Origin of the sequence: Ruminococcus sp. zg-924, from assembly GCF_024433635.1 — a bacterium.
Taxonomy (GTDB): Bacteria; Bacillota; Clostridia; order Oscillospirales; family Acutalibacteraceae; genus UBA7067.
Genome location: NZ_WNJZ01000003.1, coordinates 106035 through 122393 on the forward strand (window position 1 = coordinate 106035; position 16359 = coordinate 122393).

Genomic DNA, 16359 nt, shown 5'->3' on the forward strand with positions numbered 1-16359 from the left:
ATGAAATCAAAAAAACTTAAGCACGCTATGCTGCTGATAACATACACGGTGTTTTTGCTGTTTATATTGTTTAATATCAACACAGTGTGGGGAATATTCTCAACCGTGCTGGGCGTACTTATGCCGTTTGTTGTCGGCTTTATAGTGGCGTTTCTTGTTAATTTGCCTTACGTCTATTTGTCGGAAAAGGTTTTTGCGGGAATGGCAAAAAGGGGAAAATATGCCAGAAAGCTTCGCAAGCCTCTTGCGCTTGTGCTGGCGTATTTGATAATCTTCAGCGTTATCGCTTTCCTTATTGTAATTCTTGTACCTGAAATTATCGACAGCGTTGACAAGCTTATTACAAACTTCTCTGTCTATTTTGAAAGCTTTAGAGTTTGGCTTACTGACTTTATGGATAAGTGGTTCAATATTCAGCTTACAAAGAACAGCGATATTTTTGTATTCTTAAACGATATAGTAACAAGAATAACGGGCGACGAAATTTCAAATTTGATTTCCGGCTTTTCTTCAAACCTTATGCCGTCTGTATTTGACGTTACTAAGAACGTAACCACTTCTGTGATTAACCTGTTTATGGGCGTGTTTATTTCCTGCTACTTTATGGGCTGTAAGGAAAAGCTTATTTATCAGGTTAAGAAATTCGGATTAGCGTATATTCCCGAAAAAGCAAATTCAAAGCTTCTTGAGATAGGCGAGCTGTCAAATAAAATCTTTGGTAAATTTGTTTACGGAAAGATTATAGATTCTTTAATAATCGGCGTGCTGTGCTTTATCGGAATGTCTGTTTTCGGGTTTGATTACGCAGTGCTGACAAGCGTTATTATAGCAATAACAAACCTTGTGCCAATGTTCGGCCCGATTGTCGGTGCTGTTATAACAATATTCATAATGCTTGTTATCAACCCAATTGAGGCAATCTGGTTTTCTGTTTTCCTGCTTATATTACAGCAGATTGACGGCAACTTTATCGGACCTAAGATTCTCGGCAACTCCATTGGTATTTCCGGCTTTTGGATAATGGCAAGCGTTATTGTCGGCTCAGGACTGTTCGGCTTTTGGGGTATGCTTTTGGCGGTGCCTGTGTTCTCAACGCTTTATGTGTTGCTTACACGCCACGTCAATTCACGAATTAAAAAGGTCGGCAAGCAGGATGTTCTTGGTACTCCGCCTGAGGACGACATTATAAAACAGCAAATGCCGAAAGACCCTCGTGAAGTTTCTCTGGAAGAAGAAAAAGGCTATATCTTTAACACAGAGTTTATCAGTACGATAAAATCAAAGGTTAAGGAAGAGGCTAAGAAAATGAAAAAGGACAACACCGACGATGACTCCGACAAGTCGGACAGCAGTAATAAATAATGAAAAATTATTATTGTCGCTTCGTCCTTCTATTAAAGAATATCAGCTTTGAGATTTGTGTGTTTAGATTGTTGAATTGTTATAGCGAGGTTGTAAGGAACGGTCTTGGATTTTCGCACAAACATATGAATTTTTGAGCAAGTGCAAATGCTAATCACAGCAAAACTCAACACGAGTTCTGCTTCCCTTTTCGGACAGTCAGGGTAGCTCTTGGCTGTCCGTTTTGCGGCACTATGAGGTAGTATTTTTACTGTAAATAAAGAGTTGACAATATAACTTTACTGTGTTATTATGTTAGCACGCTAAAGTAAAAGAAAGGAAACGAGCTATGAAAGCCTATTATAAAATTACGCCGGAGGGCACAAAGGACTATTTGTTTGAGGAAACAAGCGCAATTAACGAGGTAACAAGCATTACAACCTCTGTTTACCGTTCCAAGGGCTATCATGAGGTCAAGACGCCGGGTCTTGAGTTTTTTGACGAGTTTAATCTTAAATCAAGCGCAATCGCACAGGACCGTATGTTCAAGCTCACTGACAATAAGGGCAGACTTTTGGTTATACGCCCCGATTCCACCCTGCCAATAGCAAGAGTGGTTGCAACAAGGCTGCAAAACAAACCGCTGCCAATAAGACTTTTTTATAATCAAACGGTTTACCGCAGTAACCCAAGCCTTACAGGCAGAAAGAACGAGATAAGACAGACTGGCATTGAGCTTTTGGGCGCTTCAGGAAAAAGAGCCGACCTTGAGGTTATAATAACGGCTATTGAAGCATTGCAGAAAATTGTTCCCGATTTCAGAATAGAGTTAGGCCATGCGGGACTTTTCCGTTCACTTGCAAAAAAGCTTGACTGCAATGATGAAACAAAGGAAAGCATAAGGGAATCAATCCAGTCAAAGAACTATTCACAGCTCAATTCAATACTTGACACTCTTCCAAAGTCAGATACAGTCGAGGCTATAAGAAAGCTTCCAAGGCTGTTCGGCGGCGAAGACGTTTTAAAGCAGGCAGCTGAGCTTTTTGCAGGAACAGAGGGTGAGGGCGACCTTGCGTATTTAAGTGAGATATACCACGCACTGTCAAAGCTTATGATGGGGGACAAGCTCATTATGGACTTAGGCTTTGTTCAGAGAAACGACTATTACAGCGACTTCATCTTCAGTGCCTTTGTTGAGGGCAGCGGCGACGCTGTGCTGACAGGCGGCAGATACGATAAACTTCTTGATGAGTTTGACGCTCCTATGCCGGCGGCCGGCTTTGCACTTAACGCAGACGCACTGGCAGATATTATGCTGAATTCGGGCAAAAGCTTTGAAGAGAAGCCTGCCGATATAATTGTCCACGCATACGAAGGCTTCGAGATGGAGGCAATAAGCCAGTGCCGCTTTTATACACTCAGCGGCTTCAAGTGCGAAAACAGCGTTTTCAAAAGCCGTGACGAGGTAATAAGCTACGCTAAGGAAAACGGAGTTAAGCAGGTGTGCTTTATGAACAGCTCACCGGAAACCGTTGATATTGAAAGCATGGAATAATGAAGGGAGTTTGTGGTTGTATATATGAAACCGTTGAGAATAGCTCTGACAAAGGGCAGACTTGAAAAGGACACGGTTGGGCTTTTAGAGCAGATAGGCTATGACTGCACCGCCGTAAGGAACAAGGGCAGACGTCTTATTCTGCCAATAGGCTCCGGTGAAATTGAGGTTGTGCTTGCAAAGGCGGCAGACGTTATTACATATGTAGAGCACGGTGTGTGTGATTTGGGTGTTGTCGGCAAGGACACAATTTTAGAAAACGGCACATCATTTTATGAGCTGCTTGATTTAGGCTTCGGCAAGTGCCGCTTCGCCGTTGCAGGCAAGGCAGGCTATAATTTTTATGACGGCTACAAGGCAAAGACAATAGCAACGAAATATCCGAATGTTGCAAGAACACATTTTGAAAACAAGGCGATGGATATTCGCTTTATAAAAATAGAGGGCAGTGTGGAGCTTGCTCCGCTTCTCGGTCTTGCCGACGCAATAGTAGATATTGTTGAAACAGGCTCTACACTTAAAGAAAACGGCCTTGAGGTGTACGAGGAGGTTGTTCCTATCTCGGCAAGGCTTATTGCAAACAACGCAAGCTTAAAGCTCCGCAAGAAGGAGATAGAAGAGCTTGTTGACAAAATGGAGAAATTTATAACAAAAACGGAGTGATATAAATGATACCATCAGTAGTAGCTGACGGAAAGGCAGAACTTGAGCTTTTAAAGGAAATAGAAAGCAGAAGCGAAAAGACAAACAAAGACGTAACAGCGGCAGTAAGCGAAATTCTTGCAAATGTTAAGGCAAGAGGCGACGAGGCTGTGCGTGAATACACCATAAAATTTGACGGCAAGGCTCCCGAAAAAACCGAGATTACAAAGGAAGAAATGCAGGAGCTTGCAAAAAGCTGTGACCCTGACTTTTTAAAGGCTGTTGAGAAGGCAGCCGAGAATATATCTGATTTTCACAAGCGTCAGCTTCGTCAGAGCTTTTTCACAACAAAGGACGATAAGGTAATTTTAGGCCAGCGTGTAAGAGGACTTGACAGAGTAGGAATCTACGTTCCGGGCGGTACGGCGGCTTATCCGTCGTCAGTTTTGATGAATGCTATTCCCGCAAGAATTGCAGGCGTTAATGAGATTATAATGGTAACTCCGCCTACAAAGCAGGGCAAGCCGAATCCGGATATTATGGCGGCAGCTTTAGCGGCAGGCGTTGACCGTGTACTTCTAATGGGCGGCGCACAGGCTGTTGCGGCTCTTGCCTACGGTACACAGACAGTTCCAAAGGTTGACAAGATTGTAGGCCCCGGCAATATTTTTGTTGCAACGGCAAAAAAGCTTCTTTACGGCACTGTTGATATTGATATGATTGCCGGTCCGAGCGAAATCCTTGTTATGGCTGACAACAGCGCAAACCCGAAATTTGTAGCGGCTGACTTGATGTCGCAGGCAGAGCACGACGTTCTTGCTTCGTCAATCCTGCTTACAACAAGCAAGGAGCTTGCCGAGAGCGTTAAGCTTGAAATAGAAAGACAGAGCCAAACGCTTTCAAGAAAGCAAATTATTGATGAGGCTCTTTCAAACTACGGCGCAATTATTATTTGCGAAAATAACAAACAGATGATAGATTTTGCAAACAGACTTGCTCCGGAGCACCTTGAGGTTTGTATGGAGAATCCGCTCGACTACATAGGCGTTCTCGACAACGCAGGCTCGGTGTTCCTCGGCAACTACTCGCCGGAACCGCTCGGCGACTATTTCGCAGGCCCTAACCACGTTCTGCCTACAAGCGGAACAGCCCGCTTCTTCTCGCCGCTCGGCGTTGATAGCTTTATTAAGCGTTCAAGCTTTATATATTACTCTGAAAAGGCTCTTGAAAGAGATGCGGCGGACATAATTAAGTTTGCCGATACAGAGGGCTTGACAGCACACGCAAATTCAATTAAGGTTCGCTTTGGTTTGGAGTAAGCAATTCTGAAAAATCAAACAATCAGCGGGCAAATCGTAACAGTATGCCGTTACAAACAGCATTGATTATTGGCAGAAAGACAGAGGAAAAATATATGTATAAATTAAATGAAAAAATATGCAATCTTGAGCCATATGACCCAATAACAGGGCAGATGAAAATTCGACTTGACGCCAATGAATCATTCGTGAATCTGCCTGAGGATATTATGGCGGAAATTCACAGTGCAATTGATAATATAAGCTTTAACCGCTACCCGGACCCAAATGCCTCGGCAGTGTGCAAGGCTTTTGCCGATTATTACGGCATCAGCGCCGAAAACGTAACGGCAGGCAATGGCTCTGACGAGCTTATCTCTATAATAATGACGGCGTTTCTTATGAAGGGTCAAACGCTTGTAACGGTTGCGCCTGATTTTTCAATGTACCGCTTTTACACCTCAATATCGGAGCTTAACTGTGAAACAATTGAAAAAAACAGCGACCTTACAATAGACGTTGACAAGCTTATTGAAACAGCAAAGAAAGAAAATGTCGGCGCAGTTATCTTTTCCAACCCCTGTAACCCGACCTCAAAAGGCCTTGACACAGATGATGTAGTGCGCATTATCACAAGCCTTAACTGCCTTGTTGTACTTGACGAGGCGTATATGGACTTTTGGAATAAGTCGCTTTTGGGCGAGGTTTGCAAGTATGATAACCTCATAATTTTGCGAACGGCGTCAAAGGCTGTCGGTGCGGCGGCAATAAGACTTGGTTTTGCTGTGGCGAATAAAACCATAACAAAGGCTCTGAAAGCTGTAAAATCACCGTATAATGTTAACACTGTTACACAGGAAATTGGAAGAATTATCTTCTCACATAAGGAATATTTAACAAAAACTAAAAACTATATTGTAACGCAAAGGGAAAGCTTATATAATAGTGTTGCAGAGCTTGCACAGCATTATCCGCAGTATTTTGCGGTTGTTGACGGCTGTTCAAACTTTGTGTTTGTAAAATCGCCCGTTTCCAAGGAGCTTTTTGATTACCTGCTTTCACAGGGTACTGCTATAAGATATATGGGCGACTATGTAAGAATTACCGCAGGAACGGATGACGAAAACAGGACGGTTCTTTCCCAGATAAACGATTTCTGCAATAAATTATAAGGGATGATTAAAATGAGGAATGCCGCTGTTGAGCGCACAACAAAGGAAACGGAGATTTTTGTTGCCGTTGATTTGGACGGCGGCAATATTTCAATAGATACGGGCGTCGGCTTTTTTGACCATATGCTTACAGCGCTTGCAATGCATTCGGGCTTCGGGCTTACAGTAAGGGCAAAGGGCGATTTGCAGGTTGACTGTCACCACACCGTTGAAGATGTAGGTATTGTAATCGGTCAGGCTCTTGCCAAGGCATTCGGAGATAAGTCGGGCATAAAGCGCTACGGCAGCTTTTATATTCCAATGGATGAAGCACTTGCATTTGCAAGCGTAGATGTAAGCGGCAGACCGTTTCTTGTGTTCAAGGCTGAAATGCCGCAGGCTGTTGTCGGCGGATTTGACTGCTGTATGACAGAAGAATTTTTTCGTGCGCTTGCCTTTAACGCAGGAATAACCTTGCATATAAAATGCGAATACGGCGCAAACAGCCATCATATAATAGAAGCAATCTTCAAGGCTGTGGCTCACGCACTTGCCAGTGCCGCAGAAAAAACTCAAAGAGGCAAAACGCTTTCAACAAAGGGAGTTCTGTAAAGATATTTCACAAATCAGTTTAGGGGTTTATTTGATTTGTTTTGGAAGGGGAATTATTATGATAGTATTACCTGCAATAGATTTAAAGGACGGTAACTGTGTTCGCCTGCTCAAGGGCGATTATTCAACAGTACATAAGGTAGCGGACAGTCCGCTTGAAACTGCACAGGCATTTCAGGATGACGGTGCAACGTGGATTCATATGGTTGACCTTGACGGCGCTAAGGACGGAGTAAGGAAAAACCACGAAATAATTTTGAACATATGCGAAAAAACAAACCTTAACGTTGAGGTTGGCGGCGGTATCAGAGATATGGAGGCTGTCGATTTTTACCTTCAAAACGGCGCCGCAAGAGTTATCTTAGGCTCAGCCGCACTTAAGAACAAGCAGCTTGTCGTTGACGCCGTTAACAAATACGGTGAAAAAATAGCAGTCGGCATTGACGCTAAAGACGGCTTGGCTTGCGCCGAGGGCTGGCTTGACAATTCGGGCATTGGTTATATTACTCTTGCAAAAGAGATGGAGAAAATCGGCGTATCAAAAATTATTTTCACTGACATTTCAAAGGACGGTATGCTCTCAGGTCCGAACCTTGTTCAGCTTGATGAGCTTAAGGCGTCTGTAAGCTGTGATATTATTGCAAGCGGCGGCGTGTCGAATTTAAAGGATATCATAAACCTTGCCGAGCTGAATATTTACGGCGCAATAGCAGGAAAGGCAATTTATACAGGCGACTTGAAGCTTAAGGACGCAATTATTATTGGCAAGAGAGTAGAAAAAACGGAGTAATAGTATGAATATAGATTTTGATAAATTTTTTAAAAAATCAGACCTTGTTCCGGCAATAGTACAGGAAAAATCAACAGGCGAGGTCTTGATGCTTGCCTATATGAACCGAGAATCAATCCAAAAAACCTTTGAAACCGGCTACACATGGTTTTACAGCCGTTCCAGACAGGAGCTTTGGAACAAGGGTGCAACATCAGGTCATCTGCAAAAGGTGATTGATATTTATTCTGACTGTGACAACGACACAATTCTTGTAACTGTGGAGCAAACCGGAGCCGCTTGCCACACAGGAAACCACAGCTGCTTTTTCACAAAATTAAAATAAAGGAGAACATAGAATATGAATGACAGCGTTTTATCTGCACTGTATAATACAGTTGTAAGCCGTAAGGAGAATCCCCAAGAAGGCTCTTACACCTGTTATCTGTTTGACAAGGGCAGAGATAAGATATTAAAGAAGGTTGGCGAGGAATGCAGCGAAACGATAATCGCCGCAAAAAACAACGACAACGGCGAAACCGTTTATGAAATCTGCGACCTAATGTATCACCTGACTGTGCTTATGGTTGAAATGGGCATTCCTCTTGAGGATGTTTTAGCAGAGCTTGACAAAAGGTCTGAAAAGACAGGCAATCTCAAAACCTTTCATCAGGTTGATAAGAATTCATAACTTGAGAGTTTTGTTTATTTGCAAAATCCACTGTGCGTTAGTTGGTGCTGTTTTGCGGGTTTGAGTGAAATAATAGCTATAACTCACAAAATTCCTTGGTGAATTTTTACATTAATACATACGGGTGTTTGGGCGATTTAACGAAATGCTCTGACACCCGTTTTTATTGTGCATATTTAATTGAAATTTTTTAAGAAAAAGTATATAATTAATATATATTTTTTTAGGAGGTCAATATAATGAGATTTTCAAAAAAAGCGCTTATCAGCGCATCTCTTGCCGCTGTAATGGCAACAGGCAGCTTGGTTATTCCTGTTTCTGTTACCGCTGTTGACAATACAGCCGATACAGCCGCTTCAAACCAGAATACCGGCTATAATCTTGCTTCAAACGTAGGCAACGGAAATATTCTTCACGCTTTTAACTGGTATTTCAACGACGTTAAAAAGTATATGAAGGAAATTGCCGAGGCAGGTTATACATCGGTACAGGTTTCGCCTGTTCAGGCAAACAAAACAACAATCAACAGCGGACTTTACGCAGGCGACTGGTGGGTTACATACCAGCCGATTAACTTTGAAGTAGGCAATAACTTTGGCACAAAGGCAGACTTCAAGGCTATGTGCGACGAGGCTGACAAGTACGGCGTTAATGTTATTGTTGACATTGTTGCAAACCATATGGCTCAGCAGGACGGCGCCAGCACTGCTCAGATTGCTGACTCTGTTATACCTGATTTGCGTGATGATCCGGACTGCTGGCATAACACGCAGAGGACTGTTTCCGACTCTAACCGTTATTCAATGACTCAGTACACCTTAAGCAAGCTCCCTGATCTTAACACAGGAAACGAGAAGGTTCAGTCATACGTTAAGGGGCTTATCAAGGAATGTCTTGATTATGGTGCAGACGGCTTCCGTTTTGACGCCGCAAAGCACATTGAGCTTGACTCAGACCCGGATATAAACGGCTTTCACTACGCAAGCGATTTCTGGAAAAATGTTACATCTTATGCTAAAGAGATTAAGCCGGATGTGTTCATCTATGGTGAGGTTCTTGCTCCGTTTGGAACAGCAAGTGGAAATTACACAAAATATATGAGAATTACAGACAGTGCATACGGCACAAAGGTTCGTAACGCAGCAGGCAAGGGTACAAACTCGCCCGGACTTATAAGCTACAACGTTACCGGCGCAAAAGCTTCCGACCTTGTTCTGTGGGTTGAGTCGCACGATAACTTTATCGCCGGCGACTCTGCAAAAGCAAATCTTAAGAAATCGGCACCTGTAATTCTTGGCTGGGGTATTATCGGCGCAAGAGAAAACGCACCGGCTCTCTATTTTGTAAGACCGGAGCATGAAAAGCTCGGCACAGTAGGCGGCGGTATGTCAATTGCTTATGACGAAATGATGGGTGGCCCCGGTAACCTTGCTTGGCAGAACCCTACTGTTATCGCTATTAATAAGTTCAAGAACCAGTTTGAGGGACAGCCCGAAAAGCTATATACAGATACTAAGCTATTTGCTGTTCAAAGAGGTACAACAGGTATTGTTATTACAAACTACAACACAGCAAACTATGCCGCAAACCTTAAGACAACACTTCAAGATGGCAAGTACATCGACCAGGTTTCAGGAGCAGCATTTACCGTAACAGGTGGTGTTCTCAGCGGCAATGTTCCTGCAAAGTCTGTTGTTGTTCTTTACACTCCAGAGCAAGCGGCGCCCGATGTAAATGTTACTCTTGACGGTAGCGAAATAAAGACGTCTGCAACAAACCTCTTCTTTATGGACAATACTGCAAAGCTTAGATGTATGTATGACAGCAAGGATATAACATCATTAGATATTCTTGTAAACGGTCAGTCAATCGACTATGTTCCGGTTACAGAGTCAGACGCAGTTGTAGGAGCTGAAGCATTTATAGGTGAAGGCGTTGAATACGGCGATATAATCGATGTTACCGTAAAGGCTGAAAATGCTGCAGGCACTATTACTGATACATATAAAATTCAGAAGAAGCATCCTAACGCTCCTATTATCGCTTACTTTGACACAAAGGATTGCGAAAACTGGGACACAGTATCTGCTCCCGGAATTTATGTGTTTGCCAAGGATAAGGACGGCAACGCAAGTCAGGAGTTCCCGGGAGTACTTATGACAAGAGTTCCCGGTACAACATTTGTAAAGGCTGAGCTTCCAAGCGACACAGCAGTTGTTAAGTTTAGTGAGGGACCGGTTATTTCAGGTCTTGACGGCAGAACGGTTCCGCCAACGCAAATTCTTTACGGCTCTGCCACAAAGAAGGAAAACCGTGAGAAGGGCGGCCTTGAAATAAGCGGAAGCATGGCTTGGTCAAAGGGCAGCTGGTATAACTATATTGCTCCTGAGGCTTTTGCAGAGGAATGTACGCCTTACAGCTTCGGTGATGTAAACGGCGACGGTAGAATTAACCTTAAGGATTCTGTTTTGGCAAATAAATCCTCTATTGAGATTATCGGTCTCACAAAGGCAGAAAAATATGCGGCCGACATCGACGGCAACTTTGAAGTCAAGCTTTCAGACTGCCTTAAGATTCAAAAGTATGCCCTTAAAATGAGCTGATTATAGCTTAGCATTATAAACAAACAGGGAGCTGTCATTTTCGGCAGCTCCCTTTGTTTATATAGATAAATAGCCGCCGCAGAGCAATCCTTCTGCGGCGGCTTGCTATATTGACTTTTTTGTTTCTCAAAACTATAATAGTTGTTGGCTTAGTTAGGTCTTACTTCAAACTGAGAAATTTCCTCAATCAGCTCATGAGGAACGTTGTCACAAGCCTCAAACTGAAACGGCTTGTTCATCTCCAAACTCAACACACCCATGATTGAACGTGGGTCAATAACATAATAGCCGCTTGTAATTTTCATCGTAGCATCACTGAATTTGTTTGTAATGTTCACGAATTTTTTTGCCGACTCCAAATCCGGAATAGCAATAGTTTTCGAATACATAAAAACTCCCCCTGAATAACTAAGTGAATAATTGTATTTTATCACTTCAATTTCATAAATTCAATTCCTAAGGCGAAATTTACCGAATTATTACAATTCTTGTTATGATACGCACTTTATTATGTTCAGTTTTTTCAATATAATTCAAAATCAATCAAACATCACTATTTTCATAAAAAGGACGGAAATTGCTTATGAACTTTTCTGTAATTACCTTAGGATGTAAGGTGAATAAATATGAAAGTCAGGTTATGTCTGACGCTATGCTGTGCGCAGGCTTTACCTTGGAGCACGATTACAAAAACGCCGATATAGTTATAGTAAATTCCTGCACCGTAACGGCGGTGAGCGATAGCAAAGCGCTTAAGCTGATGAGAAGGGTTAAGCGTGAAAATCCGCACTCAATTACAGTGCTTACCGGCTGTATGCCGCAGGCTTTCCCTGACGAGCTTAAAAACTTTGACAGCGCCGATATTATTATGGGCAACAAATGCCGCAATGATTTAATTCCACTGATAAAAGAGTATATAAGGGAGCCGCACCGCATTGTGAAAATCGAGCCGCATCAGGACGATGTTAAGTTTGAGCAGATGCAGGTAAGCACCTTTGACGAGAGAACAAGAGCCTTTGTAAAGATAGAAGATGGGTGTAACCGATTTTGTTCCTATTGCATAATTCCGTATGCAAGAGGCAGAGTTCGCTCAAAGCCTCTTGAGGATATTAAAGCGGAGCTTAAGATATTAGCCGATAAAGGCTACCGTGAGGTTGTGCTTGTGGGAATAAACTTGTCTGCTTACGGAAACGATTTGGGCGGAATTAACTTAGCTGACGCAATAGAATGTGCCTGCTCGGTTGACGGTATCAGGCGTGTTCGCCTTGGCTCGCTTGAGCCTGAACGTATGGACGAGGACACAATAAAACGCCTTGCAAAGCAAGAAAAGCTCTGCCCGCAGTTCCATTTGTCCCTGCAAAGCGGCTGTGACGGAACACTAAGAAGAATGAACAGACATTACAACACCGAGGAATATATGCACATTGTCGAAAACCTCAGAAAGTATTTTGACAACTGTGCAATTACAACAGATGTAATGGTCGGCTTTCCGGGTGAGGACGATAAAGAATTTGCAGCCTCGCTTGATTTTGTAAAGAGAGTCGGTTTTGCTAAGGTGCATACATTTGCCTACTCACGCAGACCCGGCACAGTTGCCGATAGAGCGCAAAATCAAGTGCAAAAGAGCGACAAGGATAAGCGCTCAAAGCTGATGATAGAGGAAAGTGAAAAGCTTCACCAAGCTTTTCTGCGTTCACAGCTTGGCAAAACTGAGAGCGTGCTGTTTGAAACACGCCGTTGTGACGGTTTGTTTGAGGGCTACACAATGAATTATACTCAGGTGTATATCAAAACAGACAAGGACGTTTCAAACTGCATAATCAATGTTTGCCTTGACGAGGTTATGGGCGAGGGATGCTTTGGAACAGTGCAGCCGTGCGGCAATGAATAATTAATAAAAACATTGCTCAGCTTGTTTTTTGCTCCAGATAATTCATAACATTTTTGACCTCAGTTTCTGTTTGTTCACTTTCAAGATAATCAAAAGAATAGAACATAAACCCGTCGACGCCCTTTTGTCTGCCAAACTCAATCTGTTCCTTTAAATTTTCATCGCTGTCAAGCCACGTGCCGTTGTCAGCGTCACTGCCTGCCTTGTATAATCCAAGGCCTATATAAAGCTTTATATCCTTGTTTGTCACAAGCTTTCGCCAGCTTTCAACAGCTTCATTATAGGGCAGCGTACTGTTGCTCTTGCTGAAATAATTTTGAGGACACAGGTAGTCGCAGTAGCCGCTTATGCTGCCCCAGGTTTTAATATCGGCTCCCATTTTTATATCGTTGCTGATGTTTCCCTGCGGTGAAATTCCAAACACAACCTTGCTGTTAACAGACTTTATTCCGCTGTAAACTCCGCTGACGAGCGAGTTTATATTTTCTGTTCTCCATTCGAGGTGCGACATTGCGTTATCACTGCTTTCAAGCAAGTTTAAATAGCTGTTGTATTCTTTGCTGTCGTAATCTTCACTTTCATCGGGATAAAAATAATCATCAAAGTGAACGCCGTCAACGTCATATCTTGACACAAGCTCCTTTATAGAGCCTGTGATATATTCTCTTACTTTTTCGTATGCAGGATTTAAGTAAATTCCGCCGTCATACTCCATCGTGTAGCGGTCGTTGCTTTCGTCGTCGTCGTTTTGCCACAGGCTGTACGGGCTGTACTGTGATAACTCAGGCGGTGTTTCGCTGACCTTTATTCTAAGCGGATTTATCCAGGCGTGAAATTCAAGACCGCTTTCGTGTGTTTTTTCAACCATATATTTCATTGCGTCATATCCCGGATTCTCGCCTTGGGTTTCTGTTAATATGTGCGAAAACGGAAAGTAATCGGACATATACATTGAATCACCGTATGGCCGAACGTGGACAACCAAGGCGTTCATTTTATGCGCCTTTGCAACGCTTACTATATTGTCATAATTATCCTTAAAAGCCTGCTCGCTTGGTTCATCATCAACCATAAGCGACATATACGGCACCCAAACCGCAAGCATCTCATCACTTTTGTTTTCTGCGGAGGTCTGTACGGCTTCCTCGTCCTTATTGCTCGGCTTGGCTTGAGCTGTACTTGAAGAGGGGCTTGTTTCTTTGTTTTTCACGGCAATATTGTTGCCGGGGTTTAGCTTCCACATTATTCCGACCACACATATAAGCACAGCCAAGGCTGTAATCAGCGGTGCGGCAGTACCGTTTTTTTTCAAAATAGCACATCCTTTTACCTGAAAATTGGTACTACATTCTATGCAGCAGGGAGAGTTAAAATACTATGATAAGCCCACAAAATGTCAAGAGCCTTTTAACAGTTGTTCTGTTAGTCTGGCTTGCAATAATAAGCCTTGTGTCAATTATCGTAACGGCAGTCGATAAATACAAGGCTATCCGCCACAGCTGGCGAATAAAGGAAAGCACACTGCTGATTCTTTCGGCGCTTGGCGGCAGCGTTGCAATGTTTGTAACAATGCAGATAATAAGGCACAAGACGAAAAAGCTGAAATTTATGCTCGGTATTCCGGCAATATTCATTTTTCAGGCTGCGCTTGTTGTTTGTATCTATATGGTGCTTAACAATGTCTGGGGTTAAGTCGGCAAGTCTGCTGGAGTTTTGCGTGCCGCAAGGCTGTGACGGTGTCTTGCTTGGAACCTTCCTGCACAAGACAAAGAACGTATCTCAGCGTATAATCAGAAACGCAAAGAGAACAGAGCTTGGAATTACGGCAGACGGTAAGCACATAAGAACGGTTGACAGTGTTAAAGTCGGGCAAACAATAAGAATATTACTGCCAAAGCCGCAGTGCGATATGCAGCCTGAGGATATTCCGCTTGAAATAGTTTACGAGGACGAGCATTATCTTCTGCTGAACAAGGGCAGTAATATGCCTGTTCACCCAACATCAAGCATACACGTTTCCGATACGCTTGCAAACGGCGTGTCATATTATATGCGGCAGTGCGGAGATTTGTTTTCAATAAGCATTGTTAACAGACTTGACAAGGACACATCGGGTCTTGTGCTGATAGCAAAAAATGCCTATGCCGCCGAGAATGCCGCACAAACAGCACAGAAGAAATACAGGGCAATCTGCTCAGGCAAGATAAACTCATCCGGCAGGATAGACGCACCCATTGCAAGACAGAGCAACAGTATTATAACCCGCTGTGTAAGTGAAAGCGGCGCAAGAGCCGTAACAAATTATGAGCCGGAGAAAATCTGCGGCGGCAGAACTCTCGTTGCGGTAAGGCTTGAAACGGGCAGAACGCATCAGATAAGAGTGCATTTTTCATATATAGGGCATCCGCTTGAGGGCGACGATATGTACGGCGGCTCTTTGGATAATATAAATCGGCAGGCGTTGCACTGCTCTGAGCTTTCGTTTTATCACCCTATACTTGAGCGAAGGCTTAAATTCAAGTCGCCTCTTCCTGATGATATGGCAAAACTGCTTGAAATATAGACGAAATAAAGAAAATATAAAAATGAAATTTTACGTTACTGCACTTGCATATTGCATACTGCTGTGGTAAAATATAGTTGATAAATTTAGAGAGAGGGCATTTATTATGCAGGAAATCAAAATCGAACTTACTAAGACTCCAAAAGAAAAGCCGGCTGACGAAAGCCATCTTGGATTTGGTAAAATATTCTCTGACCATATGTTCGTTATGAACTATGATGAGGGACAGGGCTGGCATGACCCAAGAATCGTCCCGTATGGACCTATCGAGCTTATGCCTGCGGCTATGTGCTTGCACTACGGCCAGGAGGTATTCGAGGGTATGAAGGCTTACAGAACACAGGAGGGCAAGATTGTTCTTTTCAGACCTGAGAAGAACATGGCAAGACTAAATGTGTCTAATGAAAGACTTTGCATCCCGAAGATTGACGAGGAATTCTGCGTTGAGGCTATCAAGAAGCTCGTTGAAATTGAAAAGGACTGGGTACCGCACACAGAGGGCGCTTCACTCTACCTTCGTCCGTTCATCTTTGCAACAGACCCGTTCATCGGCGTTCATCCGGCACACCAGCTCACCTTTATGGTAATCTGCTCACCGTCAGGCGCATATTATCCGGAAGGACTTGACCCGGTTAAGATTTATGTTGAGCAGAATTATGTTCGTGCCGTAAAGGGCGGAATGGGCTTCACAAAAACAGCAGGTAACTATGCCGCATCGCTCAAGGCTCAGGACGAGAGTGAAAAGCTTGGCTACACACAGGTTCTTTGGCTTGACGGCGTAGAGAGAAAGTACATAGAAGAAGTAGGCACAATGAATGTGTTCTTCGTTATCGGTGACGAGGTTGTAACTCCGTCACTCCAGGGTTCTATCCTTTCGGGCATCACAAGAATGTCGTCAATTGAACTTCTTAAGTCATGGGGCTACAAGGTTTCTGAAAGAAAGCTTTCTGTCGACGAGGTTGCCAAGGCTTATGATAACGGCGAGCTTAAGGAAGCTTTCGGTACAGGTACCGCCGCAGTTATTTCACCAATCGGTGAGCTTAAGTGGGGCGACAAGGTTATGAAAATCAATAACGGCGAAATCGGACCTATCTCACAAAAACTTTACAACGATCTCACAGGTATTCAGTGGGGCAAGGTTGAGGATAAGTTCGGCTGGATTCAGGAAGTTAAGTAATTAAGCAAAAATATAAAATTATGCCGCTGTTACGCTCAAAAGGCTTTCAGCGGCGTTTTTGCGGCT

The 16359-nt window shown here is 43.3% G+C and carries 16 protein-coding genes; 14 read left to right on the forward strand and 2 right to left on the reverse strand.

Annotation, left to right across the window (positions count from 1 at the left end):
* From GMA13_RS02410 to GMA13_RS02455, 10 genes are all read left to right on the forward strand, one after another.
* The gene (locus GMA13_RS02410) at positions 1-1362 is read left to right on the forward strand and encodes an AI-2E family transporter (RefSeq protein WP_255882615.1); all 1362 of its coding nucleotides are present in this window, start codon (positions 1-3) and stop codon (positions 1360-1362) included.
* A 328-nt stretch (positions 1363-1690) separates the two neighbouring features.
* Entirely contained in the window at positions 1691-2896 is a 1206-nt protein-coding gene (hisZ, locus tag GMA13_RS02415; protein ID WP_255910353.1) for an ATP phosphoribosyltransferase regulatory subunit, read from the forward strand.
* Positions 2897-2920: 24 nt separating this feature from the next.
* On the forward strand, positions 2921-3559 hold the full coding sequence (hisG, locus tag GMA13_RS02420; RefSeq protein WP_255882617.1) for an ATP phosphoribosyltransferase: 639 nt from the start codon (positions 2921-2923) through the stop codon (positions 3557-3559).
* Positions 3560-3564: 5 nt separating this feature from the next.
* Positions 3565-4857 carry a histidinol dehydrogenase gene (gene hisD / locus GMA13_RS02425; RefSeq protein WP_255910356.1) on the forward strand — a complete coding sequence of 431 codons (1293 nt, stop codon included), beginning with the start codon at positions 3565-3567 and terminating at the stop codon, positions 4855-4857.
* A 95-nt stretch (positions 4858-4952) separates the two neighbouring features.
* Positions 4953-6008, forward strand: coding sequence for a histidinol-phosphate transaminase (locus GMA13_RS02430; protein WP_255910359.1), 1056 nt, complete (start codon positions 4953-4955; stop codon positions 6006-6008).
* 12 nt (positions 6009-6020) lie between these two features.
* The gene (gene hisB, locus GMA13_RS02435; RefSeq protein ID WP_255882622.1) at positions 6021-6599 is read left to right on the forward strand and encodes an imidazoleglycerol-phosphate dehydratase HisB; all 579 of its coding nucleotides are present in this window, start codon (positions 6021-6023) and stop codon (positions 6597-6599) included.
* 58 nt (positions 6600-6657) lie between these two features.
* Complete coding sequence (gene hisA / locus GMA13_RS02440; protein ID WP_255882623.1) at positions 6658-7389, forward strand: 1-(5-phosphoribosyl)-5-[(5-phosphoribosylamino)methylideneamino]imidazole-4-carboxamide isomerase; 732 nt, start codon at positions 6658-6660, stop codon at positions 7387-7389.
* Positions 7390-7393: 4 nt separating this feature from the next.
* The gene (gene hisI, locus GMA13_RS02445) at positions 7394-7714 is read left to right on the forward strand and encodes a phosphoribosyl-AMP cyclohydrolase (RefSeq protein ID WP_255882625.1); all 321 of its coding nucleotides are present in this window, start codon (positions 7394-7396) and stop codon (positions 7712-7714) included.
* Between the two features lie 15 nt (positions 7715-7729).
* Entirely contained in the window at positions 7730-8059 is a 330-nt protein-coding gene (gene hisE, locus GMA13_RS02450; protein ID WP_255882626.1) for a phosphoribosyl-ATP diphosphatase, read from the forward strand.
* 239 nt (positions 8060-8298) lie between these two features.
* On the forward strand, positions 8299-10662 hold the full coding sequence (locus GMA13_RS02455; RefSeq protein ID WP_255882627.1) for an alpha-amylase family glycosyl hydrolase: 2364 nt from the start codon (positions 8299-8301) through the stop codon (positions 10660-10662).
* 149 nt (positions 10663-10811) lie between these two features.
* Here GMA13_RS02455 and GMA13_RS02460 read toward each other — a convergent pair whose 3' ends face one another.
* A complete protein-coding gene (locus tag GMA13_RS02460; RefSeq protein ID WP_255882628.1) occupies positions 10812-11051 on the reverse strand; it encodes an HPr family phosphocarrier protein in 240 nt (79 codons plus the stop codon).
* Positions 11052-11245: 194 nt separating this feature from the next.
* Between GMA13_RS02460 and mtaB the strand changes: the two genes are divergently transcribed.
* The gene (gene mtaB / locus GMA13_RS02465; RefSeq protein ID WP_255882629.1) at positions 11246-12553 is read left to right on the forward strand and encodes a tRNA (N(6)-L-threonylcarbamoyladenosine(37)-C(2))-methylthiotransferase MtaB; all 1308 of its coding nucleotides are present in this window, start codon (positions 11246-11248) and stop codon (positions 12551-12553) included.
* Between the two features lie 16 nt (positions 12554-12569).
* Here the strand turns inward: mtaB and GMA13_RS02470 are convergent, their stop codons facing one another.
* Positions 12570-13865, reverse strand: a complete 1296-nt coding sequence (locus GMA13_RS02470) for a glycoside hydrolase family 10 protein (RefSeq protein WP_255882630.1) — start codon at positions 13863-13865, stop codon at positions 12570-12572.
* A 65-nt stretch (positions 13866-13930) separates the two neighbouring features.
* On the opposite strand from GMA13_RS02470, the gene GMA13_RS02475 reads away from it, so the two are divergent.
* The 3 genes from GMA13_RS02475 to GMA13_RS02485 all read left to right on the forward strand — a co-directional run bounded on the left by GMA13_RS02475 (position 13931) and on the right by GMA13_RS02485 (position 16293).
* Positions 13931-14245 (forward strand): DUF1294 domain-containing protein, encoded by a 315-nt coding sequence (locus tag GMA13_RS02475; RefSeq protein ID WP_255882631.1) that lies wholly within the window; start codon positions 13931-13933, stop codon positions 14243-14245.
* A complete protein-coding gene (locus GMA13_RS02480) occupies positions 14232-15116 on the forward strand; it encodes an RluA family pseudouridine synthase (protein ID WP_255882632.1) in 885 nt (294 codons plus the stop codon). The genes GMA13_RS02475 and GMA13_RS02480 overlap by 14 nt, the downstream gene beginning before the upstream one ends.
* A gap of 106 nt (positions 15117-15222) precedes the next feature.
* The gene (locus GMA13_RS02485; RefSeq protein ID WP_255882633.1) at positions 15223-16293 is read left to right on the forward strand and encodes a branched-chain amino acid aminotransferase; all 1071 of its coding nucleotides are present in this window, start codon (positions 15223-15225) and stop codon (positions 16291-16293) included.
* Positions 16294-16359: the final 66 nt, after the last annotated feature.